A 25805-nucleotide genomic window follows, 5' to 3' on the forward strand; every position below is an offset into this window, starting at 1 on the left:
TGCATGCAGTGGCGTTGCACAGTATCGCCAGGGGGAAGACATGTCCGGTCAGTTTCCAGAGGCCGCTGCGCCGCAGGGCCTGGTCATCGTGGTCGCGGCGACCGCGCACGAGCCGGCAGGCTGGGAGGCATCCGTGATACGGCGTCTGCGCGCCTCCGGCACCAGCCGCGTCATCGTGCGCGCGCCGGAAGCGATGCGTCTGCCTGGCAAGCCCGGCGATGCCCCCGATGGCGCGCAGCAGGTGTCCGGGCCGTTGATGTCGCCCGTGGCAATCGTCGATCTCACCGGCGAGCTCGATACGGGCTGGCGCGGCCACGCCGTCGAGGGCATGTGGCGCCTCTGCGACGGGCGGGGGCTCCCGCCGGGTGATCCGCACCACGGCCTGGAGACCCACGCCAACGGCGCCGGCATCGTGCTGGAACTGGTGGCCTGGAAGGACGCGGGCGTGTTCCTGCTTGACACGGCCCGCGGCTATGCCGAACCCTGCGAGAAGATTCCGCAAGAACGCCTTGCCGTCATGGGCGCGTCGCTGCTCGACGGTGCGCTGCGCGAGATCCGTGCCCTTGGCGGCCTGGCAGCGCGTGCGCCGTGGCCGGGTGAGCGGCGAGCGCACGCGCGCCCCGCCGCATGGCAGCGCCTGCTCTGGCGCACGCGCGCGCTCGCCGCCCACGCTGCCATCCAGGTCAAGGGTTTCCTGCTGGTCGAGCACTGGATGATCGGGCTCGTCGACATGACCTTTGCCGAGGCCGTGCGCGCGCAGCGGCTGACGGTGCGCTGGCTCGGCACGCGCGCGGATTCGCATTGCTGGGCCGATCCCTTCGGCGTGCCGGGCAGGCCGGACGAAATCTATTGCGAGGAAGTCGACCTGCGCCGGGGCCTCGGCCGCATCGTCAGGCTGAAGCTGGGCGCGCACGACGCGCCGTCCGCTGCCGGACCGATCGATCTGGGACTGCCGGGGCACCTGTCGTTTCCGTACCTGTTCCGCCACGACGGCGCGCTGTACTGCGTGGCCGAGTCGTCGCAGAGCCGGCGCTGCGTGCTGAACCGCCAGGACGAGTCAGGCGGCTGGCGGCAGGTCGCCGTGCTGCTGGAAGACGTCGCGGCGGTCGACCCGACCATTTTCGAACATGAGGGCCGCTTCTGGCTGCTCTACACCGATGTCGCGATGGGGCAGTTCGACAACGTCTGCCTGTGCCATGCCGACAACCTGCTCGGGCCATGGCAGCCGCACGCGCAGAATCCCGTCAGGTTCGACAACGGATCGGCGCGCGCGGCCGGCTCGGTCGTGCGCGCTGGCGGCCAGCTGCTGCGCGTGGCGCAGGTGTGCAAGAGCGGCTACGGGCAGGCCATCGCGGTCAACCGCATCGTGCATTGCACGCCGGAGTTCTATCGGGAAGAGACCGTGGGGCGCATCAGCCCCGAGAGCGATCGCCTCAACCCGGATGGCCTGCATACCCTGTCGGACTGGGGCGACCGCGTCGTGGTGGACGGCAAGCGCCACCTGTTCCGCGCGGGCCTGCTCTGGCACCGGATCGTGGCGCGTGCCGGCCGCGCCTTGCGCCTGCCGGCGCCTACTCGAAACCCATCTCGCGAAGCATCACGGCGTTGACCTTGTGCACGTCGTACTTGCTCTCCGCGATCTGCCGGGAGCGTTGGCCCATGCGCACGACGCGCTCCCAGTCCTCGATCAGCTGCATCATGGCCTGCTCCAGCGCGCCGACGGACTTGACCGGCACCAGCACGCCGTTGTCGCCGTCGACCACGGTCTCGCGGCAGCCGGGCGCATCGGTGGTGATGACCGGGCGACCCATTGCCATGGCTTCGAGCACCGAGCGCGGCGTGCCTTCGCCGTACGAAGGCAGCACATAGACGTTGCAGCCGGCGATGGCGGGCCGGACATCCGACAGGCGCCCGAGGTAGTCGACCGTGCCGTCTGCGATCCAGGCGTCCAGTTCATGCTGCGCAATGGCATCCGGGCTGGCGTCGATGAAGCCTGCCAGGCTGAAGCGGGCGCTGGCGCCGCGGGCCCGGACCCGCCGGGCCGCCTCGGCATACTCGCGTACGCCCTTGTCGCCAAGCAGGCGCGCGATCAGCAGGAAGCGCGGACCGTCGTCGGGCAGCGGCGCAACCTGGAAACTCCCGACGTCCACGCCCGAGCCATTGACGATGCACGAGCGCTTGCCAGGGGGCAGGATGCTCAGCCGGCGGAACAGCGCCTCGTCGTCCGGATTCTGGAAAAAGGTCGTATGCGCGCGGCTGAGCGCCAGCGCATAGAGGCGCTGTACCACCGCGCGCAGCCCGCTTCTGCCACTGTCCTCGCGGAACGCGTAGCCAAGCCCGGTGATCAGCGCGAAGCGGCGCGGCACGCGCGCCAGCCAGGCGGCCATCAAGCCATAGATCACCGGCTTGATGGTGTAGCACATCACGCTGTCGGGCCGGATCCGCCGCATCAGCCGATGCAGCGCGAGCATGGAGCGCGCATCGGCCAGCGGGTTCATGCCGGTGCGTTCGAGGACCACGTCATGCACGATCACGCCGCGCGACTCCAGCGCGGTGCGCACCGGTGCGCCCGCGGGCAGGCCCGGCGCCGCCACATGCATTTCCATGCCCTTTTCCTGCAAGGCAGCGATGAGCGGTCCGCGAAAATTGAGCAGTGACTCGCCGAAGCTGGCGATCATCAGGAAGCGCATGCCGGTCTCCTGCTAAGCGACGGCCTCGCAGGCCTGTTGTTGGGAGGACTGCTGCGGTGCGCGCTCGTGCGCCAGCCAGGCCTGGAACATCAGCACGCACCACAGCGGATGCTGCCAGTTGCGCCGCCCGGCGAGGTGCTCGGCCCAGCGGCCGCGGATAGGCTCCGGATTCAGGAAGCCCTCCTGGCGCAGGCGCCGCTCGTCCAGGAGATCCTCGGCCCAGTCGCGCAGCGGGCCGCGCAGCCACGCGTCGATCGGAATGCCGAAGCCCATCTTGGGGCGCTCGATCAGCGCCCTGGGCACATAGCGGTCCAGTACCTGGCGCAGCACCCATTTAGTGGTGTATCCGCCGGCTTCCTTGCGCACCTTGCACGCCAGCGGCAGGCGCCAGGCGAACTCGACCACGCGGTGATCCAGGAACGGTATGCGCGTCTCCAGGCTGTGGCGCATTGCCGCGCGGTCCACCTTGGCCAGGATGTCGTTGGGCAGGTAGCCCAGCATGTCCAGCGCCATCATGCGCTCGACATCCGCCAGTGCGCCGAGGGACTGCGCATCGTCCGGCAGCCTATCCGTCATCGTTTCCGGTTCCGTGCCGCCGATCACAAGCGCCTCCGGGTGCTGCCAGTGCGACACCATGCCCCGATACAGCTCGGTCGACGAGTGCGCGGCCATGACGCCGGCGCCCTTGTGGACCTTCTCGCCGAGATTGTTCCAGCGCGAGGCGATGGGCAGCGTGGCGGCGAGCTGGTCGATGCGCTGCGGGGAGAAACGCGTCAGTCCCCATGCCGCGGCGGCGCGCATCGGAGCGGGGATGCGCGACAGCCGTTGCCACAGCTCCGCGGTGATCTGGTAGCGGTTGTAGCCGCCGAACAGCTCGTCGCCGGCGTCGCCGGACAGCGACACGGTGACGTGGCGCCGCGCCAGCTGGCTGACCAGCAGCGTCGGGATCTGCGAGGAGTCGGCGAACGGCTCGTCGTAGCTGCCGGGCAACTCAGGGATGACCGCCATCGCGTGTTCCGGCGTGACGTATAGCTCGGTATGGCTGGTGCCCAGGTGCCGCGCGACCGCCTTGGCGTACACCGCCTCGCTGTAGTCCGAATTGTGGAAGCCGATGGAAAAGGTGCGCACCGGCTGCGGCGATTGCGCCTGCATCAGCGCCACCACGGTCGACGAATCGACGCCGCCGGACAGGAAGGCGCCGAGCGGCACGTCCGCCATCATCTGGCGGCCCACCGCGTCGCGCAGCAGCGTCTCCAGGCTGTCCACGGCTTCCTCGGGCGTGCCGGCGAACGGATGCCGCACGCCATCGAGCGCCGCCGCCGCGCCCGACCAATAGGGCCGCAGCACGGGATCAGGAGCCCGCAGCGAGAGCGTCAGCAGATGCGCGGGCGGCAGCTTGGCGATGCCCTGGTAGATCGAATGGCTGCCGGCTACATTGTTGTGGCGCATGAACAGGCACAGCGCGTCGCGGTCGATGCGACCCTCGAACGCCGGATGGCGCCGCAACGCCTTCAGCTCCGAGCCGAACAGGAAGGTACGTGCCTGGCCTGTCCCCTGCCAGCCGTAGTAAAGCGGCTTCTCGCCGAGGCGGTCGCGCGCCAGTGTCAGGGTGCCCGTCTGCCGGTCCCACAACGCAAAGGCGAACATGCCCTGCGCACGCCGCACCGTGGCATCGGCGCCCCAGGCGTCGATGCCGGCAAGCAGCGTTTCGGTGTCGGAGTGCCCCCGCCAGCGCGGGGCGGCCCCCGCACGCTCCAGCTCGGCGCGGAGTTCCAGGTGGTTGTAGACCTCGCCGTTGTACGCAATCACATAGCGGCCGCTGGCTGCCGTCATCGGCTGTTGCCCGGCAGCGGACAGGTCGACGATGGCCAGGCGCCGGTGCGCCAGGCCGAACGGCTTGTCCGGATCGCACCAGGTATCGCCGTGATCCGGTCCGCGATGGCGGATCTGCCTGGCCATCGCGGCGAGCAGCGCCGCGCGGTCGGCCGTGGGGGTGGGTGAGCCGCCGAGGAATCCTGCAAGTCCGCACATTGTCGTGTTCCGGTTGCGTGGTCGCGTGGTCGCGTGGTTGCGCTCAGGCCTTCAATGCCTGCTGCCTCTGCACGTACCAAAGCATCGCCTCGGCCAGCCCGTCGCGGATGCGGTGCGTGGGCTGGTATCCCAGCAGGCTCTGCGCCTTGCTGATGTCGGCCTGGCTGTGGCGCACGTCACCTGCCCGGAAGCCGCGATAGACCGGCTGGGTACTGGCGGGCACGCCGTAGGGCTGCAGTCCGTCGCGAAGCAGCTCGAACAGCGTGGTCAGCGTGGTGCGATCGCCGACCGCGACGTTGTAGACCTGGCTGGCCGACTCGCGGTATTCGCTGGTGGCGGCCAGCAGGTTGACCTGTACGGCGTTGGCGACGTAGCAGAAGTCGCGGCTGGTCTCGCCGTCGCCGTTGATACAGACGGCCTCGTGCCGCAGCAGCGCGGCGATCCATTTCGGAATCACGGCCGCGTAGGCACCGTTCGGATCCTGGCGCGGCCCGAACACGTTGAAATAGCGCAGGCCGACGGCATGCACGCCATAGCAGCGGTGGAACACGTCGGCGTACAGCTCGTTCGCGTACTTGGTGACCGCATAGGGGCTCAACGGCTTGCCGATCAGGTCTTCCACCTTGGGCAGGCCCGGATGGTCGCCATAGGTGCTGCTGCTGGCCGCATAGACGAAGGTCTTGACCTGCGCGTCGCGGGCGGCGACCAGCATGTTCAGGAAGCCGGTGATGTTCACGCTGTGGGTCGAGACCGGATCCTCGAGGCTGCGGGGCACGGAGCCGAGCGCCGCCTGGTGCAGCACGAAGTCCACCGGATGCAGCGCCGCGGCCGTCCCTGCGCGCGCGGGCGCACGGAACAGCATGGCGTTGCGGCAGTGCTCGGGGTTGCGGATATCCCCTTCGACGAACTGGAAGTTGGCCCACTGCCTGGGCGGCACCAGCGACTCGACCTCGCACAGGTTGCGGCGGTGCCCGGTGGAAAAGTTGTCCAGGCCGATCACGCGCTGGTCGAGCCGCAACAGCGCTTCGAGCAGGTTGCTGCCGATGAATCCGGCGACGCCGGTGATGAGCCACGTGCGCGGCGTGGCGGCCAGGCGTGTCTTCAGGTGCGCGTAGGCGCTCTCATGCATGAGCTGTGACTCCATGGCGCGGTTTTTCCGGTGGTTTTGCGTGGCAGGCTACAGGCGTCCGTCAACCTCGGTGCGCGGCAGGATGCCCTTCACGTCGAACAGCACCGCGTGCTCCTTGCCGAACGCCTTGATCGCGCGCACGCCCATGGTGACGAACTGGTGGTGCGCGACCGCCAGCACGATGGCGTCGTAGTGGTCGTGCCGTGGGGGCTGGCGCAGGCATGCCAGGCCGTATTCCTCTTCGGCGTCCTCGACATTGATCCAGGGGTCGTAGACGTCGATCTCGGCGTTGTAGCCGCGCAGCGTCGTCACGATGTCGACCGCCTTGGTGTTGCGCACGTCAGGGCAGTTTTCCTTGAACGTCAGGCCCAGCACCAGCACGCGGCTGCCAAGCACGGGAATGCCCCGGCGCAGCATCAGTTTCACCACCTCGTCGGCAACATGGATCGCCATGCGGTCGTTGATGCGCCGGCCGGCAAGGATGACCTGCGGGTGGTAGCCGACCTCCTGCGCCTTGTGCGTCAGATAGTAGGGATCGACGCCGATGCAGTGCCCGCCGACAAGGCCAGGACGGAACGGCAGGAAGTTCCACTTGGTGCCGGCGGCCTTGAGCACTTCGAGCGTGTCGATGTCGAGCTTGTGGAACAGCAGGCTGAGTTCGTTCATCAGCGCGATGTTGACGTCGCGCTGGGTGTTCTCGATGACTTTCGCGGCTTCCGCCACGCGGATGCTGCTGGCCCGGTGCGTGCCGGCCACGATGATCTTGCGGTAGAGCGCGTCGATGGCTTCGCTGACCTCGGGCGTGCTGCCGCTGGTGACCTTGCGGATATCCGGCAGCCGGTGCTCCTTGTCGCCGGGGTTGATGCGCTCCGGGCTGTATCCGCAGAAGAAGTCTTCATTGAATTTCAGGCCGCTGTGCCGCTCCAGCACCGGCACGCAGATTTCCTCGGTAGCGCCGGGATACACGGTCGATTCATAGATCACCACCGCTCCCGCCGCCATCGCCTTGCCCACGGTCTCGCTCGCCAGGATCAGCGGTGTCAGGTCGGGGCGCTTGGCCCGGTCCACCGGCGTCGGCACGGTCACGATAAAGACCTGGCAATCCTTCAGCGCGGCGGGATCGCTGCTGTAGCGCAGCTGGCGTGCGCTGCGCAGTTCGTCCGTGGTGACCTCCAGCGTGGCGTCATGGCCGTTGCGCAGTTCTTCGATGCGCGCGGCATTGATATCGAAGCCCACGACCGGCTGCTGCTTGCCGAATTCCACGGCGAGTGGCAGGCCGACATAGCCCAGCCCGATGATGGCGACTTGTGCGTGACTGAAGTCCATGACAGTGATCTTCCGAGTTTTTGCGAGCCTGCCGACGACGGCGTGAAAAGCCAGATTCGTGAAAATTATCGTGCGCGGCCAGCATGCCGTGCGCGGGGTTTCGTGCCTTGGCGTACACAGGCGCGCACGCGCGCGGGAGCCGCGGCGCGCGTCATGCCACGCCGATATTGTTGCGGCCTGCTTCTCCTGATATGCGGGACAGCAGGCCTTCCCAGCGCACGGCGATCTCGGCCGGCGCGAACTTGTGTACGTTGCGGCGGCCGGCGTCGGCCAGGCGGGCGGCAAGCTCGGGACTGTCGATGACCGCCGCGATTTCGCGCGCCAGTGCGGCGGGATCGTCGACCGGGCTGAGCCGGGCGTTCTCGCCATGGGTGAGCAAGGCCCTCACGCCCGTCTCGCAGTTGGTGGCGACGATCGGCAGGCCGTAGGCCATGGCCTCCACCAGCACCAGCGAGAAGCCCTCATACCGGGAACTGAGGCACAGCATGGCGGCGTCCCGGTACACCGATTCGATATCGCTGCGCGCCGGCTCCAGGCGCACGCATTGCTGCAGGCCAAGCCGGTCGCGCTGCTGCGTCAGCGACGCCAGCAGCTCGCCGTTTCCCACGATCCGCAGCCGCCAGTCAGGAAAGGCACGGGCAATTGGCACCCACGCCTGCAGCAGCACATCGAAACCCTTGACGTCGGTCAGGCGCCCGACGGCGACCGCGGTACGCGAGGTGCGCGCGGCGGGCTCGGCGGGGACGGGAAACGTCAGCGAATTGGGGATGACCTCGACATTGCTGCAGCGCAGGCGGCGTACCCATTTCTCGCGGTCCAGTTCGGTCAGCACCACGATGCGCTCGCACGTGCGCGCGCTCAGGCGGCGCGCAATGCGGCGCCACCACAGACCCAGGTCCTGGTCGAAGTTGCAGTGTTCCCAGGCAACGCGGCGTACCCCGAGCCCCAGGCACGCCGGCAGCGTGAACAGAGTCAGCAGCGGGTCGACTTCCACCAGCAAGGCAATGCCATGCTGCCTGATGTAGCGGCGAATGCCGGCGACGGTGTGCAGGAAGTGCGTGCGGAAGGAGGGAGACTGGTCAAACAGCGCTTCATGCCGGACCGCGGGGTCAAGCGGGAAGCAGCTGCGGCGATCGCTCAGGCTGAGGATGTGAATGCAGTGTCCGCGCCGGGCCAGCTCGTTCGCCACCGTGGCAGTCATGCGCTCGGCGCCGCCGAAGACGTTCAGCGTCCCGGTCAGGAAGCAGATCGCCGGCCTTCGTGTGGCGCCGCCTTGCGGCTGGCGGCCGGCCTCAGCGGTAGCGTGCGATGGCATCGGGAGCCTCGGATTGTGCCGGTGCGCTGGCGCGTGCAAACCTGGCGTACATGCGCAGCCAGTCGCGCGCGATGCATTCGATATTGAACTTTGTCGCAATATGCTTGTGGCGCGCTGCCTCGTCGGCGGGGCCTCCCCGGCCTTGCGAGACGGCGTCGCGAATGGCACGAGCCAGCGCTGGCGTATCGCCCCGCGGCACCAGCGTGCCGATCCCGCGGGCCATGGCGGGGACACCCGAGGCATCCGTGGCAACCACCGGGCAGCCGCTCGCCAGCGCCTCGCCCACCACCAGCGGCATGCCTTCGATCAGGGATGACAGCACGAACAGGTCCGCCGCATTCAGCAGCGCCGGCACGTCCATCCTCTTGCCAAGCAGAATCACGCGTCCGGACAGCCCGTGCTGCTCGATGCGCCGCGTCAGTGCGTCGCGCTGCGGTCCTTCGCCGGCGATCATCAGTACGGTGTCGTCCCCGAAGGATGCCTGCGCGAAGGCATCGACCAGGGTGGTCTGCGCCTTGTCCGGTACCAGCCGGCCCACGTTGAGAATGAGCCGGTGGTCCGGGCGCAGGCCGAGTTCGGCACGGGTGGCGGTGCGCTGCCCGGCGTCGGGCCGATAGCGCGTCGTATCGAAACCGTTGGGCACGTAGACGATGCGCGAGGCGGGCGCCGCACGCACGTCGATCATGCGCTGCCGGCCTTCTTCGCTGACCTGGGTGGTGAGATCGGCCCAGCGGTCTGTGAGGCGATACCCCAGCATGCGCAACGCCCCGCCCTCGAAGTAGTTGTGCGCAGTACAGATCGTCGCCGGGACCGTACACACCCGCGTCAGCAGGCGCGCCATCAGGTTGGCGTGAACCAGGTGGGAATGGACGATGTCGGGGCGCCAGTGCAGCACGAACTGCCGGATCTTCATCAGCGTGGACAGCAAGGCCGCTGGCGTCTTGCGCATGTTCAGCATCAGGATTTCGATGCCTTCCGGAAGCGTCAGCTCGCAGCCCGGCATCAGGCTCACCACAGAGACCGCGTGTCCCAGCGATCGGTACTGCATCGCGAGCGCGGCCACCTGCTGCTCGGCGCCGCCCAGTTGCAGGCAGGTAATTAGCAGCATAATTCGCATTGGGATGGCAGCGTTTGCGTTTTGACTCTGGTCCATCTGGGCTCCGGCGGGAGGGTTTGTGCAGTACCAGTTACGCTATCGCACTCGCACCGCAGCATCCGTTCGGCGTCGAACGCATGACCCGTCCGGTGTTGCGCTTTCTGTCGTGGCTGGAATGAAGGCGGCGGCGGACAGGTTCACCGTGGCGGCCAGTAAGCCGGGCGCCGCCCCGTGCGCGGGCCGGCGGAAGACGCCGGATCACGGTCCGTGCGCAGTGGCATGGGGGACGCCAGGTGGAATGCCGCGCCGGAGCGGGTGCAGTCCGCATACAGCCGCAGCCAGGTGCGGGCGATGGCCTCGATGCTGAAACCGGAATCGATGTGCCGATGCCGCGCCGCTTCGTCCGCGGCCGCACCGCGTCCACGCGCGAGCACGTCACGCATGGCCCGCGCCAGTGCGGCCGGATCCCCGCGCGGCACGACGGTGCCAACGCCGTCCACCATCGGCGCCACGCCGGCGGCGTCCGTGGCCACGACCGGGCAACCGCACGCCAGCGCTTCGCCCACCACCAGCGGCATCCCTTCGACCCGTGACGACAGCACGAACAAGTCCGCAGCGTTCAGCAGGGCCGGCACGTCGTGGCGCCTGCCCAGCAAGCGCACCCGGCCTTCCATGCCATGTCCGGCGATGCATTGCGCCAGCGTGTCGCGCAGGGGGCCGTCGCCGGCAATCATCAGCACCGTGCCCGCCGCGGGGGACAGTTGCGCAAAGGCATCGATCAGGTCCGTCTGCGCTTTTTCCCAGACGAGCCGACCTACGTTGAGGATGAGCCGATCGTCGTCATGCAGTCCGAGCGCGGCCCGCGTGGCGGACCGCGCCTGCGCGTCCGGGCGATAGCGAGCCGTGTCGATGCCGTTGGGGACGACGATGATCCGTTGTCCTGGCGCCGCGCGGGACTCGATCATGATCTGGCGGCCCTCGGCGCTGACGTGGGTGGTGAGATCGCTCCATCGATCGGTAAGGCGGTAGGCCAGCATGCGCAGCGCGCCGCCCTGGAACACGCTGTGCGCCGTGCAGATCGTTGCCGGGACCGGGCAAACGCGCGTCAGCATGCGGGCGAACAGGTTGGCGTGAATCATGTGGGCGTGGACGACGTCCGGGCGCCATTGCTGCACGAAGCGGCGCACCCGCATGAGCGCAGCGAGCAATGACAGCGGCGTCTTGCGCATCGACAGCATCACGGTTTCGACGCCTTCAGGTAGCGCCACCTCGTTGCCCGGCAACAGGCTGACCACCGATACCCGGTGTCCCAGCGCCACGTACTCGCGCGCGAGCGCTGCCACTTGCTGCTCCGCTCCGCCCAGCTGCAGGCAGGTGACGAGCAGCATGATCCGCATCGGTCCGCTGTGCTTCCCGTGTTGGCGCTGATCCATTTTGTCTCCCGCGGCATGACCCTGGCGCCACGCACCCTATCGCACCGCAGTGCCCGCATCTGTACGCTGCCGAACCCACGCGCGCGACCGGCTGAAGATTGTGGTGCAAGCCACGTTCCGACGGTCCTGGCCGCTTCACAGTGGCGGACGAATCCGATTAGATATCTCCTCGATACTGTTCAGAAGGTAGGAAGGATCATGAAGCGTGTCCTGGATATCGTCCTTGCGTCGCTGGCGCTGCTGGTGCTGGCGATTCCTCTTCTGGTCGTGATGGCCCTGGTGCGCTCCAGGCTTGGCAGTCCGGTCTTCTTCCGGCAGACGCGGGCCGGGCTCGATGGCAAGCCCTTTGAAGTCATCAAGTTCCGCACCATGACCGACGAGCGCGGCGCCGATGGCGAGCTGCTGCCTGACGCGCAACGCATCACGCCGTTCGGCTGGGTGATTCGCCGTACCAGCATCGATGAACTCCCCGAACTCTGGTGCGTGCTGAAGGGAGAGATGAGCCTGGTCGGGCCGCGCCCCTTGCCTGTGTTCTACCTGCCGCTCTACTCGGCGGAACAGGCGCGTCGGCTGGCCGTCAAGCCGGGCATCACGGGCTGGGCCCAGGTGAACGGGCGCAATTCACTGAGCTGGGAGGAGAAATTCCGGCTGGACGTCTGGTACGTGGATCACCAGTCGACCTGGCTGGATCTCAGGATCCTGTGGCGCACGATCGGTACGGTGCTTGCCAAGGAAGACATCAGCGCCGAAGGCGAAGTTTCCGCGACCCGCTTCTGCGGGAGCGAGAAGACACCATAGGCCCGTGGCCCGCATCGCAAACCTTGGAAATCGGCAATGCTCAATACCGGATTCTCACCCTGGCCGAGCTTCAGCCAGGAAGAGGCGCAGGCAGTGCAGCGCGTGCTGCTCTCGAACCGCGTCAACTACTGGACCGGCACCGAGTGCCGCGACTTCGAAAAGGAGTTCGCCGCCTGGTGCGGCGCCGGGCACGCCATCACGCTGGCAAACGGCACGCTGGCGCTCGACGTGGCGCTGCGCGCGCTCGATATCGGCCCGGGGGACGAGGTGGTGGTCGCGCCCCGGACCTTTCTCGCCAGCGTTTCCTGCGTGGTCAATGCGGGGGCGACGCCGGTGTTCGCGGATGTCGATGCCGACAGCGGCAACCTCAGCGCCCGAACCATCGCCGCGGTGCTGACGCCGCGCACGCGCGCGCTGATCTGCGTGCACCTGGGGGGCTTGCCATGCGACATGGACCCCATCATGGCGCTGGCACGCGAGCACGGGCTCAAGGTGATCGAGGATTGCGCGCAGGCGCACGGGGCCGCCTACAAGGGACGCATGGTTGGCACCATCGGCGATGTCGGGGCCTGGTCCTTCTGCCAGGACAAGATCATGACCACCGGTGGCGAGGGTGGCATGGTCACGACCAACGATCCCGTGCTGTGGTCGCGCATGTGGTCGTACAAGGATCACGGCAAGAGCTGGGAGGCCATGTATGACCGCGCGCATCCGCCGGGCTTCCGCTGGGTGCACGATTCCTTCGGCACGAACTGGCGCATGACCGAGATGCAGGCCGCGATCGGCCGCATCCAGCTGCGGCGCATGGCGGACTGGCACGCCCGGCGTACCGCCAATGCGATGGCGCTGGCAGACGCGCTTGGCGCCTGCGACGGCCTGTACGTGCCGTTGGCGCCTGCGGGCGTGCGGCATGCCTGGTACAAGTTCCATGCGTTCGTGCAGCCGCAGCGGCTTGCCGAAGGCTGGAGCCGCGACAGCGTCATGGCTGCGATCAACGCGGCGGGGGTGCCTTGCTATACGGGCGGCTGCGCCGAGGTCTACCTGGAAAAGGCTTTTGACGGAACCGGATGGCGCCCGGCCGCACGCTTGCCGGTGGCGCGCGCGCTGGGCGAGACCAGCCTGATGTTCCTCGTGCATCCCACGCTGACGGAAGAGGAAGTGCACAGGACCGGGCAAGTGGTGCTCAGCGTGATGGAGCAGGCGACGCGCGCGGCAGCTTGATGGCGAATTTCCTGTGGAACCATTACCTCTATTTTGGCGAGAGCCGTGTGGCATTGCCGCTGGCGGTCTGGATCGCAGTCTGCCTGGCGGTGGCCGGCCAGGGCGCGCGCGCGCTGCGCTGGACGGTATCGTTCGGCATCGGTGCCGCGCTGGTGATGGCGGCCAAGTCCGCGTTCAGCTACTCCGGCTGGTCGCTCCCGTCGATCGGCGTCTACAGCTTGAGCGGGCATGCGATGCTGACAGCCGCGCTGTATCCCGTGCTGCTGATGCTGCTGGGCTCCGTGCTGGGCCGGTACGCGGCCTGGCTCGGGCTGGCCACGGGAGTGGGGCTGGCGCTGTTCATGCCGGTGGTGCTGGTGATGGATTTCCACCATACGGTGGGCGAGTCGCTGATCGGGCTGTGTGTCGGCTTCGCGGTGGCCGGCATGACGCTGTGGCGCTGGCAGCCGGTGCGGTTGCGCCACGCCGGCGCGACCGTGGCAATGCTGCTGCCGCTGGCGCTGCTGTTCGATCCGCGCGACGCCGTGGAAGACATGCGCGACGCGCTGCACAGCCGCACCATGCAATGGACCGGGGCAAGCGGCGAATACTGGCGCAGCATTGACCCGGATCCTGCAACGGGGAGGCGGGTTGTCTCCGTCGGGTTTTTCAAGGCGGGAGGCGCGTGAGGCCAGGCAGGTCATGCGCCGCATGTCCCAAGGCACATCGCGCGCCTGGCACGGATTTTTCATCGAGCACGCGGAATGGCACCCATGAAACCTGCGCCGGAATTCGGCTCATACTTTCACCTCGATCCGGCGGCCCCCCTGGGCGGAGCGCCGTGGCTGCGTCCGGGCGACCTGCTCACCGGCAGCGGCCGCGACGCGCTGCGTGCGATCGTGGCGCACGGGCGCTCGCGCGGCTGGCGTCGGCTCTACGCGCCCAGCTACTACTGCCATGCGGTGCTGGACGACCTCGCGGGCGACATCGACGTGCGCATGTATCCGCACGCCCCGTTCGAAGACCTCACGTCGCTCTTGCTGGCGCCGGACGAGGCTGCGATCGTTCCCGAATATTTCGGCCTGCGGGCGGGGGTTGAAGTTCAGGGCGGCAGCGTCCTGCTCGACCGCTCGCACGACCTGCTCGCCGACTGGTCATATGACCGTGCGCCGGATTACGTGTTCGCGTCGCTGCGCAAGACCTTGCCCGTGCCCGACGGGGGGCTGGTGCGGCCGCCGGCCGGGCAGCCGTTCATGCATGCCCTGGCGCCTGCTCCGGGGCATGCGCGCGCAGCGGCGGGCATGGCCGCTGCCATGTCGATGAAGGCGGCTTACCTGGCAGGTACGCAGGTCGCCAAGGCAACCTTCCTGGCACTGGCGGGCGAAGCGGAAGGCAACCTGCGCAGCGATGCCGAGATCTCCGGACCTTCGGCGCTCACGCGCGCGCTGGCCCCGGCGCTTGATCTCGCCCGGATGCGGCAGCGCCGGCGCGATAACCTGGCGCTGCTGGGCGCCTGCATGGCCGGCCTGCCAGCGGGCGTGCAATGGCGGGAAACGCCGGCGTACGGCATTCTGCTGTGCGCCGACGCGCCACAGCGCGACCGCATCCGGCAACGGCTGATCGCGAGGGATGTCTACCCGGCGGTCCTGTGGCCCATGACCTGGCCCGCCGCCACCGAGGACAACCGCCGCCTGTCCGGGCGCATCCTGGTCGTGCATGCCGACCATCGCTATGGCCCGCGCGACATCGAGCGCCTTGCCGAAATCATTCTGTACATTGCCACCAATCCCGATACTTCCGACGAGGATCGATGATGATGAAGACCAATCTTCTGGAGACTTCCAGCGCCGAATGGCTCGCGGTGCTCCAGCGTTGCCGGCATGACAGCCACCACATGCCGGGATGGCTGCGGGCCTCGCAGCATGAAGGCGGCGGCCAGCCGTTTGCCGTCCACGTCACCGACGGCAGCCACGAGCTGCTGGTGCCGCTGCTGAACCGCGACATCAACGGCAAGGACTGGGACGCGAGCTCGCCCTACGGATTTGCCGGCCCGCTCGTCAGCGACGACGTCCCGGACTCGTTCGTCGACGAAGCCATGACGACGGCGATGGAGGCGCTGCGCGGGCAGGGATGCGTGTCGTGCTTTATCCGCTTGAATCCGATCGTCAACGCGCAATGGCGCAGCGCCGTCGGCACGCTGATCGAGCATGGCCTGACGATCTCGATCGACCTGTCCAAGAGCGAGGCCGAGCACTGGCGTGACACCTCGCACGGGCACAGGCTGGAGATTTCCAAGGCCATGCGCGCCGGGGTCACGGTGCGCATGGACGAGACGCTGGAGACGCTGCCGCATTTCATCCGTCTCTACAACGCGTCGATGGACAGGCTGCGTGCCTCCGAGTACTACTTTTTCGACGACGCCTACCACTACAGCCTGGCCGAGGAACTCGGCGACCGGCTGCGGCTGTTTGTGGCGGAAGAGGAAGGCGTCGTCATCGGCGGCGCGACGATCACGGTGTCCGGCGAAGGCGGTATCCTGCAGGGCCACCTGATGGGCATCGACGCCCGCTACCGGCACCGGCAGCCCAGCAAGATCCTGCTGCACGCCATCCGGCAGTGGGGGCGGGAGCAGGGGCACCGGTACTACCACCTCGGCGGAGGCCTGGGCGGATCGGCGGAGGATTCGCTGTTCCGCTTCAAGCGCGGGTTTTCGCCGGACACGCACGTATTCTGCACGCAGCGCGTGGTGGTGGACGCCGGCAAGTACCAGGCGCTGTGCGGCGGCACGTCCACGGTGCTGGAGGACCTGAGCGGGTTCTTCCCGGCCTATCGCAAGTCCGGCGAATAGACGTCGGCGCCCGGCAGCAACAGAAAGGCCGCCCGTTGAGGCGGCCTTCTTGTTGTGCGCGTGCCAGGAAGACTTGGGCCCTGGCAGCGTGCGGATCAGAACAGCTTGCCCGAGCCCGGCAGCCGCGCCGGTGCGACTCAGCTGCCGGCTTCGGGCGGGCTCCCCGCCTGGAACGCGACCCGGTGCAGCGCGACCGGCCGCGGCCCAAGCTGCCGCGGCGCCCGGGTTTCGTCCTGCACGTCCTGGCTGCCGTGGCTGCCGTCCGCCGGCGCGGGCCGCTGTGGCTTGCGCGAGGAATCGCCGAGCGACGAGTACGGGGCATACTCCGGCACGATCGACTGCACCACCGTCTGTATGCTTACCTCGTCGCGGGAGTCGCACGCCGCGTAGAGCCGGTTCAGCTTTTCCCGCAGTTCCGCTTCCTCCATGCGGGGCTCCTCCGAGCACATGATGCGTTCATGCTCGCTCGGCGTGACGTTGCCGCCGATCAGCAGCTCTTCGTAAAGCTTTTCTCCGGGGCGCAGGCCGACGAACGCAATCTCGATGTCCCCGCTCGGGTTCTTGCTGGAGCGTTCCACCAGCCCCGCCATATCGATCATGGTCCTGGCCAGGTCCACGATCCGCACCGGCTGCCCCATGTCCAGCACGAACACCTCGCCGCCGCGCGCCATGGCGCCCGCCTGGATCACCAGCTGCGAGGCCTCGGGAATCAGCATGAAGAAGCGGATCACATCGGGGTGGGTGATCGTGATCGGCCCGCCTGCTTCGATCTGGCTGCGGAACAGCGGAACCACCGAGCCGGAAGACCCGAGCACGTTGCCGAAGCGGACCATTGCGTAGACCGTGCGGGTACCGGGCCTGGCCGCGGCGGCCTGGAAGATCAGCTCCGCGATGCGCTTGCTCGCGCCCATCACATTGGTGGGCCGGACGGCCTTGTCGGTCGAGATCAGGACGCACGTCTGCACGCCGAAGCGGTCGGCCATGTTGGCGATGGTGAGCGAGCCCAGCACGTTGTTGCGGATGCCTTCCGGCATGTTGTCTTCGACCAGCGGAACGTGCTTGTACGCCGCGGCGTGGTAGATCGTGTCGACCTGCTGGCCCTGCATGGCCGCGGCCACCGCATTGGCGTCGCAGACCGAACCGATGCGCGCCATCAGCGGCACCCCGGGGAAGTTGCGGCGCAGGTCCTGCTCGATCATGTACAGCGCCCACTCGGAATGGTCGAACAGGATGATCTTGCTCGGCTGCTGCGAGGCGACCTGGCGGCACAGCTCGCTGCCGATCGAGCCGCCTGCGCCAGTGACCATGACGACCTTGCGGTGCGTGCACTTGGCGAACAGCGCCTCGCGCGGCGGCACGGGAGCCCGGCCGAGCAGGTCCTCGAGCTTGACTTCGCGGATAGACTGCATGGTGATCTTGCGGTCCACCAGTTCCAGCAGTGTAGGCAGGGTGCGCACGCTCACGCCACACCGGTGCAGCTTGTCCAGGATCCGCTTGCGCTGCTCCGGCGACAGCGATGGAACAGCCAGCACGACTTCGTCGACTCCCAGCCGCTGCAGCTCTGTGCGCAGGCTCGAGGTATGGAACACCGGCAGATCGGCGAACGTGTGGTTGCCGAGCGAGCGATCGTCGTCAAAGAAGCAGACGGCCTCGTGGTCGACGCTGGCACGCATGGCGCTGGCAAGCTGGAAGCCGGCCTCGCCGGCACCGTAGATGGCGACACGCCGGGCCGGATGGCCGCGGGAAGTGCGCCACAGTTGCGTGCGCCGCACCAGGGCGCGGATCAGGAAACGCGAGATCACCACGTAGGCGAACGCGATAAACCAGTAGATCAGCAGGCCGGCACGCGGCAGGCGGCTATCGTTGATCAGGAACGAAACCGCGTAGGTCAGCCCGACCAGGGCCGCCATGCTGATGCCGGCCGCCCAGAGCACCTTCAGGTCGATATACCGCAGCACGGTCCGGTAAAGCCCGCTGAAGGCAAGGACCGGAATCGTCAGCACCGCGATGAACAGCGGCGGCAGCATCCCGTACTGCAGGATCAGTCCGGCGTCGCCGGCACGCAGCAGCAGCGCCAGCGTGAAGCACAGCGGCAACGCGAGCAGGTCCACCGTCATCATCACGACGATTTTCTGCCGGCGCGTCAGGGACACGGGACTGGGCAAGCGCAGGCCGGTCATGGGCGCACCTCCTGCCACGTCAGACGGACCACGCCGGACGGCCTGGACCTCGACATCGTCACTGCTGTCCGCGCGCCCTGGGACCGGCAGGGGGCGGTTTCCGCTCGAAGCATCCATATTGGTGTGTTCATGGCACGGCTCTTCTTCTTCCCGTCAGCACGCACGCCGCCCGCCGGCATGTTGCATGCCGTGGTAGTGGCGACGTTGCACGCGGCACGATGTGCCGGTGTGATTCGCTTACATGGAAAGCTATCGTGTCTGCACGGGGGGGCGCAATCAGGCTACGTGCGCTGCCGAACGCGGTTTCGGCAATGGGTGGCAGGCGGCGCTGCGTGCGCAGAAACGGGTACGCATGCCTGCCTGGGGAGGGGGCGCCGGCAAGCCACGGTGCGACGATGCAGGCACTGCGGGCAGGGGAAAAGGCATCGCCGCTGCATTGCCGGCTCGATCCGCAAGGGGCGCTGGTGTATCCGCAGAAATGGGTACGCCCGGGGCAGGGCCCGGGCTGGCGCGTTGCTCAGTCGCGCGGCAGCGGTACGCCCAGGCCCCCTGCCGACGCACCCTCGCCAAGGTCGGCGCGCGGACCGCGCAGCAACTGCCACAGGCAGCCCGCGGTGGCATAGAAATCGCCGGCACCGCGTGCGCCTGCGGCGCGCAGGTCGCGGCCCAGCGCGTGCGGCAGCGCCAGCAGCAGGAACAGGGCCGCCTTCACCGGGCGCTGGTGGCCGCGCCGGTAGCGCTGGCAGGCCACGTACAGGCGCGCGGCGTCGCACGCCGGGCCGGCGCGCTCGGCGCGTGCCATGGGGCGGGGGCCTGCAGGCAGGCGCTGGTTCACGGCGCTCGCGACCAGTTCGATGCGATAGCCCAGTTCCTGCACCGCTCGGCCAGTCAGTTCGAGCTCGTCGTAGCCGCCGGCCAGTTGCTCGTCGAAGCTCGCGTGCTCGAACAGCGCGCGCGGGAACACCGCGCTGTGCAGCAGCACCGAGCGCAGGCGTTCGCCGCGCCGGTAGTCCTGCGTAGGATCGCCCAGGAAGGCAGGCTTGCGCGGGCGCCCCGGCTGCCCCTGGCACACCTCGGTACCGGTCAGGATCAATGGCGTCGCGCAGCCGGCCGTGGCTCGGCGGATATGGTCGTCGGCAATGCACTCGGCCATCTGCTGGAGGAAGGTGGGTCCCAGCAAGGTCTGGTCGTCAAGGAACAGCACGTGCGAGCCGGTGGCCGCGCGCAAGGCGCGATTCCGGTTGGCAGCCCTGCAGCGGCGCGGCCCTTCCAGGTACGTGATGTCCGGATGGTCGCGGCGCATCATCTCGCGCGTGGCGTAGCCGCTGCTGTCGTCCGTCACGATCAGCTGGTGGGGCGGCATGGTGGAGTCTGCGACCGCCTGCAGCGCGCGCTGCAGGCCCTCGGGATGGTCGCACGTGAGGATGCACACCGAAAAGGTGGGCAGGAAAGTGCTTGCCGGCATGGTTGACCCCTCCGATGTTCGGCGTGAAGCTGGCACGCGCGCCGGCGCCGTCTGCGCGGGGCATGGCGCGGTGCCAGTGATGCTGCTACAGCGTCTGGCCGGCGCTGCGGAAGTCGGCGTCGGCGCGCGGCGAACCCACCACCGTGCGGCTGCTGTCGCGGGTGAACGGTTCGTCGCCGCTGACCCACTCCAGCGTCGCGCCGCGCTGCAGGGCGGCGTAGACCGCTTCGCCCTTGTTGCGCACCTTGAGCCGCTGGTACAGCGTGCAGGCGTGGCTCTTCACCGTGGCCACCGAGATATTCAGCATGCGGCTGACCGTCTTGATCGGGTAGCCCCGTGCCAGCAGCACCAGCACCTCGTACTGGCGCGGCGTGATCTTGAGCATTTCCGCTTCGCCGTAGCTCGGTTCTTCCTCGGCGATCGGCACGGCACTGGCGGCAGCTGGCGCTGGCAACGGCTGGCCCGGCCTCAGGTCAGTCAGGTCGCGCACCGCCACGGCAGCGCGCGGCGTGCTGCGCAGCGCGCTGGCGCATGAGGCGAGCGAGAGCGATTCGGTGGGCAGGCTCGCCGGCAAGGGCAGCGGCGCGGCCGAGGCAAGCGATTGCACCGCCGGCATGGCCGAACGCGAGGCGGAAGGCGTGGTCCCGGTCTCGGCCGAGAACAGCAGGCCTTGCACGCCAGAGATGGCCAGGCGGATGGCCGCCTCGATCACCGCCAGCGAGGCGCTCTTCGGCAGGCAGCCGCACACGCCGCGGGCGCTTTCCGGATTGGGCACGTGCAAGGGCAGTACGTCGGCCAGGATCAGCACGCGCTGCGGCTGCAGCACGGCCTGGGCCTGTTCGAGTTGTGCCCAGCCCGGACCGGATTCGGCGGGCATGCCGAACACGAGCAGGTCTGCATGGTGGTGCCGGCTATCCAGCCTGGCGATATCCGCGGGCGCAATGGCTGCCACCTGGGCGGATTCCTGGATGTTCTCGAGCATCTGCAACAGCCCGAGCCGGAGCAGCGGATGCTCCTCGATCAGCAACGCGTTCATTGACTTCACTCCCCGTTTACTCGGGAGCGGACTGCGGGACGCTTTGCGTATGGAGGGCAGTGCAGGACGGCAGCCACCATTGGTGTCTGGCCGCGTGTGTGACCCCCATGCTTCCATGCCCCGGCAGTCCCGTTCTTCTGGATGGAACTTGTCGATGGCTGGATGGTTGACCCGAACCCGAACCCGAAAGATTCTCGCTCCTAAATCGGCTTAAATTCATCTTATGGGCTGGTTGGGTGGATTGCAAGCGAGGGGAATCGGGACGAGACAGGGTGGGAATGACAGGCCCGTCATAATCCTTTAAGAATTCACCCAAATGCGCCATCCCAGGTTTCGCAAACGCCGCCCTGGCGCTGGGTTTGGGCAGTTTCACCGATGTGACACCCGAATTTAAAATGGTTGCAGCGCTGAAACAGATCGCATTATCAGAAGCCCCCGTGAGAGGAGTGGCTAACCCCATCGTGGGGTGTACGGAATATATGGCGCATGCAGATGGCCCAATTATGAAACGGCAGCTTGATAGAGCGTTCCGTAATATATCTGCGCGATTTATCTCGTGCTCGGGCGCATGGCCTAATGCTTCTGGATGAGGTGTGGCTACACCCTCGGAATGAGACCTGGGAAGGGCGCTGCACCGGTCTGCATCCGGTTTGCATCCGGCTTGCCACCAACTGTGTCCGCCACGGTGGCCAGCCGGTTTGAGCTCCTGTCCGTCAGCGGGTCCAGTAGCCGGGGCGCATCACCCAGCCATGCGGTCCGCGCACCCAGCGGTCGGGCACGAAGCGGTGGCCCGCGCGCTGCGCCTGCCAGTAGCCGGGGCGCCAGTCGTAGCGGCCGCGCGCGCCGACCCAGTGGCCGGGCACCCAGACCTGGCCGCGGCGTGCGGCGGGATGCGGCTCATAGCGCGGCGGCGGCGGCGGATGGCCGTAGCCGTGGGCCACGGCCGTGGGATGGGCTTCGGCGGGGGCGATGAGTCCGAAGGCGCCGCCCGTGGCGAGGACGGCTGCGGCAAGCATGAGCTGGCGTTTCATGGAATGGCTCCTTGTGGGCGGTGGTTGTCAGGGCAATCAGGCAATCGATCATCGATCCAGCGATCAATACCGGTCGTAGTGATGGTGATAGCGGGGCGGCGGGCCGCCGCGCGGCGGCACGACGATGCATGCGGAAAGCAGTGCGGCCGTGGTAGACAGCAGCACGACCAGGGAAAGGGCTCGCTTCATTTCTGGGCTCCTGGCGGGATCGCGTTGGACACGGCTTCAATGTAGCGACCGGCCCCCTCGCTGCGTGCTTGCACTTGTAAGGCCGTCTCACATGGGGCTGAACCGTACGGGATCGGGCGCGCGCTGCGTGGCAATGCTGCGGAGCCTTGTGCGGCAAGGCGCGCCGGACACCGGAGCGGCACCGCGGATGGATGCAGCCAGCCCTCTGATGGCGTAATGTGACGTTACATCGGAAATAGATCTCGCAAGCAAACGCGAGCGCCGGGGCGCCGCCAGCGTGCCGGCCCGGCGGCAAGCGCACTGCCGCGCTGACGCAGAAACGGGTACGGCCCGCGGCAATGCCGATGGCTTGCGCCGAGTCCTTGCCGCGGCCGAGACGGTGCAGCATGCTTCAAGATGGCTCGCACAGCGTGCCGGGCTGGCTCGTTACGGTGCGTGCGGGATGCCGGTACGGCCGCTGCGGGGCACTGCGCCAATGGCATGAAGCTTGCGCCGGGCGGAGTGCCAGGCGGAGTGCCAGACGGAGTCCGGTCGGGCCAGGAAGCGGAATCTGACACGTGTGCTTGAAGGAGGCGCCATGCCAATCATGCTCATCGTGCTTGCCTTGCAGTTTTTGCAGGGGCTGTCGCCTCCCGCCGCGGCGCTGTTTGCGCTGCCGCAGGAGCTGGAGACGCCGGATGCCACGGCCACGGTCGAAACCGCACTGACTCGCTGACCTGCCGCCAACGCGCGGCGTCGCTCCGCATGGCTTCCATCTTTCACGCCATTGTCATGGAGGCAGCATGAACCGCAGCGACGTCACCGATCTCATCATCGAAGCCAAGGTCAGGCACGACATAACCTGGGCGCAGGTTGCCGAGCGCATTGGCCGCAGCAAGGAATGGACGACGGCCGCGTGCCTGGGCCAGATGGCTTTCGACGAGGCCGGAGCGCGTGCGGTGACGGAAATCTTCGGGCTGCCGCCCGAAGCCCAGGCCTGGCTGCGCGAGGTGCCGTACAAGGGTACGCTGCCAACGGCGGTGCCGACCGATCCGCTGATCTACCGCTTCTACGAGCTGGTCAGCGTGTACGGCACCACCTTCAAGGCACTGATCCACGAGGAGTTCGGCGACGGCATCATGAGCGCGATCGATTTCCGCATGGACCTGCGGCGCGAACCCGATCCCAACGGGGATCGGGTGCGCATCGAGATGTCGGGCAAGTTCCTGCCCTACAAGAGCTACTGAGGGCTTGCGGGGCCGGTCGCCGGCGGCTTGGCCGCGGAGGCCGGCGCGGCATCAGGTCCATAGGCCGCGCCGTAGCTGGCCGGATTCAGGCGTAGCGTCAGCGCACACACCAGCGTGGCGCAGCCGAGGTGGTACCACCAGCCGGCGGCGAAACCGCCGGTATGGGCCTGCAGCATCGCGGTCAGCCACGGCGCCAGTGCGGCCAGCAGGAAGCCGCCGCCCTGCATCAGCGCGCTCAGCGCGCCGGCGCTGTCCGGGTCGGGCAGGTGGTCCAGCGCGACTACCAGGTACAGCGCAAAGCAGCCGCCCAGCCCGGCGCCGCCGATCACGGCCCATGCGTACGGCGCCGCGTCGGGCCAGAGCGCGAGCCCGGCAAAGCCGGTCACCTGCAGCGCCAGCGCCAGCACCATCCACGCGCGCCGATCGACCCGCCGTGCCGCCAGCGCCGGCAGCAGCAGCGCCGCGCCGGCCTGCGCCACCGCCATCAGCGCCACCAGCGCGCCGCTGGCGGGCGCGCTCCAGCCGTGGCCCTGGTAGAACGGCGCCAGCCATGCCACCAGCGAGGCATAGCCGCCATTCATCACGCCAAAGCATCCCATCAGCAGCCACGTGCGCGGCCGGCGCAGCAGGGCGCGCGCCGCGCCCGCGGACTGGCTGCGCGACGCCGTGTGGTCCGGCAGCCGGTGGTTGCGATGCGCGCGCGGCAGCGCCACCCAGGCCAGTGCCAGCGCGGCCAGCGCCGGCAGCGCCCACAGCGCCAGCGCCTCGCGCCAGCTGCCGGACAGCGCCGTCACGTAGGGAGAGAGTTGCGCGCCCAGCGCGCCGCCGCCCATCAGCGCGGCCGAGTACAGTCCCATCACCGGGGCCACGCGGCCGGGGAATTCCTGCTTCACCAGTCCCGGGCAGGCCGACTGCACCACGGCCACGCCCAGCCCGCACAGCGCCGCCGAGGCGATCAGCCAGCCACCGTCGGTCACGCCGAGGCGCAGCGCGCAGCCCGTGCCCAAGAGCGCCAGCGCACCCAGCACCGCGTTGCGCGCGCCCAGGCGGGCACGCAGCGCGGGGCCGAAGAACGCGCCCACGCCCATCAGCAGCATCGGCAGCAAGGTCAGCCAGGCCATGCCCTGGTACGTGAGCCCGGTGCCGGCGCGGATCGACGGCGCGAGCGGCCCCACCGCGGTCAGGAACGGCCGCAGGTTCAGGCCGATGCCTGCCACGGCGGCCAGCACCAGCCAGCGCGCCGGGGCCCTGCCGCTGCGCGTGCATGCCGCGGCGGCGGCGAGATCGGGCGCCTGTGCCATGTCCGCCATGTCAGCCGCGCGGTGCGCGCGGGCCGTAGAGCTGGGCGGCGGACAGGTCTGCCGGCACCCGCGTGAGCGGCAGCGGCGGCGGATCCAGCGGCAGGCGCAGCGCCTGGTATGCGGCTTCGCTGGACAGGCCGTAGGGCGCGGCGTCGTTGTTGTCGAAGGCGTAGTAGACCGCCTGCACACCGGCCATGGTCATCGCTGCCAGGCACATCGGGCAGGGGTGGCCGCTGGCGTAGACCACGCTGCCGCGCAGGTCCGGACGGCCCAGCTTGCGCGCCGCGGCCCGCACCGCTTCCATTTCGGCGTGGGTGGTCGGGTCGTGGCTGTGCACGATGTCGTTGACGCCGGTGGCAACGGCCTGGCCGTCAATGGCCAGCACGGCACCGAAGGGACGCCCGCCGCGGTCGCGGTTGGCTGCGGCAAGGCGCACCGCCTCCCGCATGAATTCCTGGTGAGTGGTCATGGTTTGTGCAGGGATTCTGATAAGTGAGTCCACGCTCGCATCACTTGCGACGTGGCAGTCGGCAGGCTGCACACTGTACGCCGGGGGTTGGTGATTGGGAAATTAAATGATGAAATCGCCGGCAGTGGAAAACCCAATGGAAGACCGGCCATGCAGGACCCCCGACTCGATCCCGTGCTGTTGCAGAGTTTTGTCGCCGTGGCGGAAAGCGGCAGCTTTACCCGTGCAGCGCAGCGCGTGCACCTGACCCAGTCGACCGTCAGCCAGCAGGTGCGGCGGCTTGAAGACCAGCTTGGCTGCGTGCTGCTGGACCGCGGCGGTCGTTACGTGGTGACGACGCCGGAGGGTGAGCGCCTGCTGGGCTACGCGCGCCGGCTGCAGCAGCTGATGGCCGAGGCGGTCGGGCAACTGCGCCAGAGTGCCGGCCAGGGGGAGATCCGCATCGGCGTGCCCGAGGATTTTGCCGCGCGGCCGCTGACACCGGTGCTGGCCGGGTTTGCCGACGACTGGCCCGGGGTGCGCCTGGAAGTGACCAGCGGCATGAGCCACGAGCTGTGGCAGCGCTTCCAGGATCGCGAGCTCGACCTGGTGCTGGTCAAGCAGCGCGTAGCGCAGGCGCCGGGGATGGCCAGCTGGCCCGAGCCGCTGTGCTGGATCGACAGCCGCAGCCGCCCGGCGGTGGCGCGCGACCCGGTGCCGCTGGTGGCGTTTCCCGCGGGCGGGCTGTACCGCGGCGAGATGACGCATGCGCTCGACGCCGGCGGGCGGCGCTGGCGCATCGCCTTCGTCAGCGCGAGCCTGGCCAGCATCCTGGCCGCGGTGGCCGACGGCCTCGGCATCACGCTGCTGCCGCGGCGGCTGGCCACGGCGCATCACCAGGTGCTGGACGGCGGCGGCTGGCCGGCGGCGGTGCCGGACGTCGAGCTGAGCCTGCACGCGCAGCCCGATCTGCCGGCGCCGGCGCGCGACATGGCCGCGCGCCTGGCCGCCTTGTGCGAGCGCGTCATGAGTTCCGGCGCGGCGGCGCCGGACGCAGGCTAGC

Annotated in this window: 23 protein-coding genes; 9 read left to right on the top strand and 14 right to left on the bottom strand. The window is 68.4% G+C overall.

What is annotated here, in order from left to right:
• Positions 1 to 40: 40 nt before the first annotated feature.
• On the top strand, positions 41 to 1609 hold the full coding sequence (locus tag VSR71_RS14035; protein WP_342914465.1) for a glucosamine inositolphosphorylceramide transferase family protein: 1569 nt from the start codon (positions 41 to 43) through the stop codon (positions 1607 to 1609).
• Here the strand turns inward: VSR71_RS14035 and VSR71_RS14040 are convergent.
• The 7 genes from VSR71_RS14040 to VSR71_RS14070 form a co-directional block, all read right to left on the bottom strand.
• Entirely contained in the window at positions 1572 to 2690 is a 1119-nt protein-coding gene (locus VSR71_RS14040; protein ID WP_342914466.1) for a glycosyltransferase family 4 protein, read from the bottom strand. The two genes, VSR71_RS14035 and VSR71_RS14040, sit on opposite strands and share 38 nt — an antisense overlap.
• Positions 2691 to 2702: 12 nt before the next feature.
• A complete protein-coding gene (gene asnB / locus VSR71_RS14045) occupies positions 2703 to 4721 on the bottom strand; it encodes an asparagine synthase (glutamine-hydrolyzing) (protein WP_342914467.1) in 2019 nt (672 codons plus the stop codon).
• A 43-nt stretch (positions 4722 to 4764) separates the two neighbouring features.
• Positions 4765 to 5850, bottom strand: a complete 1086-nt coding sequence (locus tag VSR71_RS14050) for an NAD-dependent epimerase/dehydratase family protein (RefSeq protein ID WP_342914618.1) — start codon at positions 5848 to 5850, stop codon at positions 4765 to 4767.
• Between the two features lie 48 nt (positions 5851 to 5898).
• Entirely contained in the window at positions 5899 to 7176 is a 1278-nt protein-coding gene (tviB, locus tag VSR71_RS14055) for a Vi polysaccharide biosynthesis UDP-N-acetylglucosamine C-6 dehydrogenase TviB (RefSeq protein WP_342914468.1), read from the bottom strand.
• 151 nt (positions 7177 to 7327) lie between these two features.
• Entirely contained in the window at positions 7328 to 8491 is a 1164-nt protein-coding gene (locus VSR71_RS14060) for a glycosyltransferase family 4 protein (protein WP_342914469.1), read from the bottom strand.
• Positions 8469 to 9608: a glycosyltransferase gene (locus VSR71_RS14065; protein ID WP_428979403.1), complete on the bottom strand. Its 1140-nt coding sequence runs from the start codon at positions 9606 to 9608 to the stop codon at positions 8469 to 8471. The genes VSR71_RS14060 and VSR71_RS14065 overlap by 23 nt, the downstream gene beginning before the upstream one ends.
• A 176-nt stretch (positions 9609 to 9784) precedes the next feature.
• Positions 9785 to 11020 (bottom strand): glycosyltransferase, encoded by a 1236-nt coding sequence (locus VSR71_RS14070; protein ID WP_342914471.1) that lies wholly within the window; start codon positions 11018 to 11020, stop codon positions 9785 to 9787.
• A 198-nt stretch (positions 11021 to 11218) separates the two neighbouring features.
• Here VSR71_RS14070 and VSR71_RS14075 point away from each other — a divergent pair, with 198 nt between their 5' ends.
• The 5 genes from VSR71_RS14075 (at position 11219) to VSR71_RS14095 (ending at position 15866) form a co-directional block, all read left to right on the top strand.
• The gene (locus VSR71_RS14075) at positions 11219 to 11818 is read left to right on the top strand and encodes a sugar transferase (protein WP_342914472.1); all 600 of its coding nucleotides are present in this window, start codon (positions 11219 to 11221) and stop codon (positions 11816 to 11818) included.
• A 36-nt stretch (positions 11819 to 11854) separates the two neighbouring features.
• On the top strand, positions 11855 to 13039 hold the full coding sequence (locus tag VSR71_RS14080) for a DegT/DnrJ/EryC1/StrS aminotransferase family protein (RefSeq protein WP_342914473.1): 1185 nt from the start codon (positions 11855 to 11857) through the stop codon (positions 13037 to 13039).
• Entirely contained in the window at positions 13039 to 13707 is a 669-nt protein-coding gene (locus VSR71_RS14085; RefSeq protein WP_342914474.1) for a phosphatase, read from the top strand. The genes VSR71_RS14080 and VSR71_RS14085 overlap by 1 nt, the downstream gene beginning before the upstream one ends.
• An 84-nt stretch (positions 13708 to 13791) precedes the next feature.
• Positions 13792 to 14832, top strand: coding sequence for a hypothetical protein (locus VSR71_RS14090; RefSeq protein WP_342914475.1), 1041 nt, complete (start codon positions 13792 to 13794; stop codon positions 14830 to 14832).
• A gap of 2 nt (positions 14833 to 14834) precedes the next feature.
• Positions 14835 to 15866: a GNAT family N-acetyltransferase gene (locus tag VSR71_RS14095; RefSeq protein ID WP_342914476.1), complete on the top strand. Its 1032-nt coding sequence runs from the start codon at positions 14835 to 14837 to the stop codon at positions 15864 to 15866.
• 137 nt (positions 15867 to 16003) lie between these two features.
• Here the strand turns inward: VSR71_RS14095 and VSR71_RS14100 are convergent, their stop codons facing one another.
• The 5 genes from VSR71_RS14100 to VSR71_RS14120 form a co-directional block, all read right to left on the bottom strand.
• Entirely contained in the window at positions 16004 to 18046 is a 2043-nt protein-coding gene (locus VSR71_RS14100; RefSeq protein ID WP_342914477.1) for a nucleoside-diphosphate sugar epimerase/dehydratase, read from the bottom strand.
• 517 nt (positions 18047 to 18563) lie between these two features.
• A complete protein-coding gene (locus VSR71_RS14105; RefSeq protein WP_342914478.1) occupies positions 18564 to 19511 on the bottom strand; it encodes a glycosyltransferase family A protein in 948 nt (315 codons plus the stop codon).
• A gap of 85 nt (positions 19512 to 19596) precedes the next feature.
• Positions 19597 to 20547, bottom strand: coding sequence for a helix-turn-helix transcriptional regulator (locus tag VSR71_RS14110; protein WP_342914479.1), 951 nt, complete (start codon positions 20545 to 20547; stop codon positions 19597 to 19599).
• Positions 20548 to 21260: 713 nt separating this feature from the next.
• Complete coding sequence (locus VSR71_RS14115) at positions 21261 to 21578, bottom strand: hypothetical protein (protein WP_342914480.1); 318 nt, start codon at positions 21576 to 21578, stop codon at positions 21261 to 21263.
• Positions 21579 to 21641: 63 nt separating this feature from the next.
• Positions 21642 to 21767, bottom strand: coding sequence for a hypothetical protein (locus VSR71_RS14120; RefSeq protein ID WP_255519748.1), 126 nt, complete (start codon positions 21765 to 21767; stop codon positions 21642 to 21644).
• Between the two features lie 577 nt (positions 21768 to 22344).
• Here VSR71_RS14120 and VSR71_RS14125 point away from each other — a divergent pair.
• Complete coding sequence (locus tag VSR71_RS14125; RefSeq protein WP_165971554.1) at positions 22345 to 22482, top strand: hypothetical protein; 138 nt, start codon at positions 22345 to 22347, stop codon at positions 22480 to 22482.
• Between the two features lie 67 nt (positions 22483 to 22549).
• Positions 22550 to 22993, top strand: a complete 444-nt coding sequence (gene cynS / locus VSR71_RS14130; RefSeq protein ID WP_342914481.1) for a cyanase — start codon at positions 22550 to 22552, stop codon at positions 22991 to 22993.
• Here the strand turns inward: cynS and VSR71_RS14135 are convergent.
• Together VSR71_RS14135 and VSR71_RS14140 are read right to left on the bottom strand one after the other, a co-directional pair.
• The gene (locus VSR71_RS14135; RefSeq protein WP_342914619.1) at positions 22987 to 24294 is read right to left on the bottom strand and encodes a cyanate transporter; all 1308 of its coding nucleotides are present in this window, start codon (positions 24292 to 24294) and stop codon (positions 22987 to 22989) included. The two genes, cynS and VSR71_RS14135, sit on opposite strands and share 7 nt — an antisense overlap.
• Before the next feature lie 10 nt (positions 24295 to 24304).
• Entirely contained in the window at positions 24305 to 24763 is a 459-nt protein-coding gene (locus tag VSR71_RS14140; RefSeq protein ID WP_342914482.1) for a nucleoside deaminase, read from the bottom strand.
• Between the two features lie 150 nt (positions 24764 to 24913).
• Here VSR71_RS14140 and VSR71_RS14145 point away from each other — a divergent pair, with 150 nt between their 5' ends.
• Positions 24914 to 25804, top strand: coding sequence for a LysR family transcriptional regulator (locus VSR71_RS14145; protein ID WP_029045097.1), 891 nt, complete (start codon positions 24914 to 24916; stop codon positions 25802 to 25804).
• Position 25805: the final 1 nt, after the last annotated feature.

The sequence above is a fragment of the Cupriavidus oxalaticus genome (assembly GCF_038900635.1).
Taxonomy (GTDB): Bacteria; Pseudomonadota; Gammaproteobacteria; order Burkholderiales; family Burkholderiaceae; genus Cupriavidus; species Cupriavidus oxalaticus_B.

Coding starts and splice junctions, on each gene's coding strand:
- VSR71_RS14035 (WP_342914465.1), top strand. CDS start 41: ATGTCCGGTCAGTTTCCAGAGGCCGCTGCGCCGCAGGGCCTGGTCATC.
- VSR71_RS14040 (WP_342914466.1), bottom strand. CDS start 2,690: ATGCGCTTCCTGATGATCGCCAGCTTCGGCGAGTCACTGCTCAATTTT.
- asnB (WP_342914467.1), bottom strand. CDS start 4,721: ATGTGCGGACTTGCAGGATTCCTCGGCGGCTCACCCACCCCCACGGCC.
- VSR71_RS14050 (WP_342914618.1), bottom strand. CDS start 5,850: ATGCATGAGAGCGCCTACGCGCACCTGAAGACACGCCTGGCCGCCACG.
- tviB (WP_342914468.1), bottom strand. CDS start 7,176: ATGGACTTCAGTCACGCACAAGTCGCCATCATCGGGCTGGGCTATGTC.
- VSR71_RS14060 (WP_342914469.1), bottom strand. CDS start 8,491: ATGCCATCGCACGCTACCGCTGAGGCCGGCCGCCAGCCGCAAGGCGGC.
- VSR71_RS14065 (WP_428979403.1), bottom strand. CDS start 9,608: ATGCGAATTATGCTGCTAATTACCTGCCTGCAACTGGGCGGCGCCGAG.
- VSR71_RS14070 (WP_342914471.1), bottom strand. CDS start 11,020: ATGGATCAGCGCCAACACGGGAAGCACAGCGGACCGATGCGGATCATG.
- VSR71_RS14075 (WP_342914472.1), top strand. CDS start 11,219: ATGAAGCGTGTCCTGGATATCGTCCTTGCGTCGCTGGCGCTGCTGGTG.
- VSR71_RS14080 (WP_342914473.1), top strand. CDS start 11,855: ATGCTCAATACCGGATTCTCACCCTGGCCGAGCTTCAGCCAGGAAGAG.
- VSR71_RS14085 (WP_342914474.1), top strand. CDS start 13,039: ATGGCGAATTTCCTGTGGAACCATTACCTCTATTTTGGCGAGAGCCGT.
- VSR71_RS14090 (WP_342914475.1), top strand. CDS start 13,792: ATGAAACCTGCGCCGGAATTCGGCTCATACTTTCACCTCGATCCGGCG.
- VSR71_RS14095 (WP_342914476.1), top strand. CDS start 14,835: ATGAAGACCAATCTTCTGGAGACTTCCAGCGCCGAATGGCTCGCGGTG.
- VSR71_RS14100 (WP_342914477.1), bottom strand. CDS start 18,046: ATGACCGGCCTGCGCTTGCCCAGTCCCGTGTCCCTGACGCGCCGGCAG.
- VSR71_RS14105 (WP_342914478.1), bottom strand. CDS start 19,511: ATGCCGGCAAGCACTTTCCTGCCCACCTTTTCGGTGTGCATCCTCACG.
- VSR71_RS14110 (WP_342914479.1), bottom strand. CDS start 20,547: ATGAACGCGTTGCTGATCGAGGAGCATCCGCTGCTCCGGCTCGGGCTG.
- VSR71_RS14115 (WP_342914480.1), bottom strand. CDS start 21,578: ATGAAACGCCAGCTCATGCTTGCCGCAGCCGTCCTCGCCACGGGCGGC.
- VSR71_RS14120 (WP_255519748.1), bottom strand. CDS start 21,767: ATGAAGCGAGCCCTTTCCCTGGTCGTGCTGCTGTCTACCACGGCCGCA.
- VSR71_RS14125 (WP_165971554.1), top strand. CDS start 22,345: ATGCCAATCATGCTCATCGTGCTTGCCTTGCAGTTTTTGCAGGGGCTG.
- cynS (WP_342914481.1), top strand. CDS start 22,550: ATGAACCGCAGCGACGTCACCGATCTCATCATCGAAGCCAAGGTCAGG.
- VSR71_RS14135 (WP_342914619.1), bottom strand. CDS start 24,294: ATGGCACAGGCGCCCGATCTCGCCGCCGCCGCGGCATGCACGCGCAGC.
- VSR71_RS14140 (WP_342914482.1), bottom strand. CDS start 24,763: ATGACCACTCACCAGGAATTCATGCGGGAGGCGGTGCGCCTTGCCGCA.
- VSR71_RS14145 (WP_029045097.1), top strand. CDS start 24,914: ATGCAGGACCCCCGACTCGATCCCGTGCTGTTGCAGAGTTTTGTCGCC.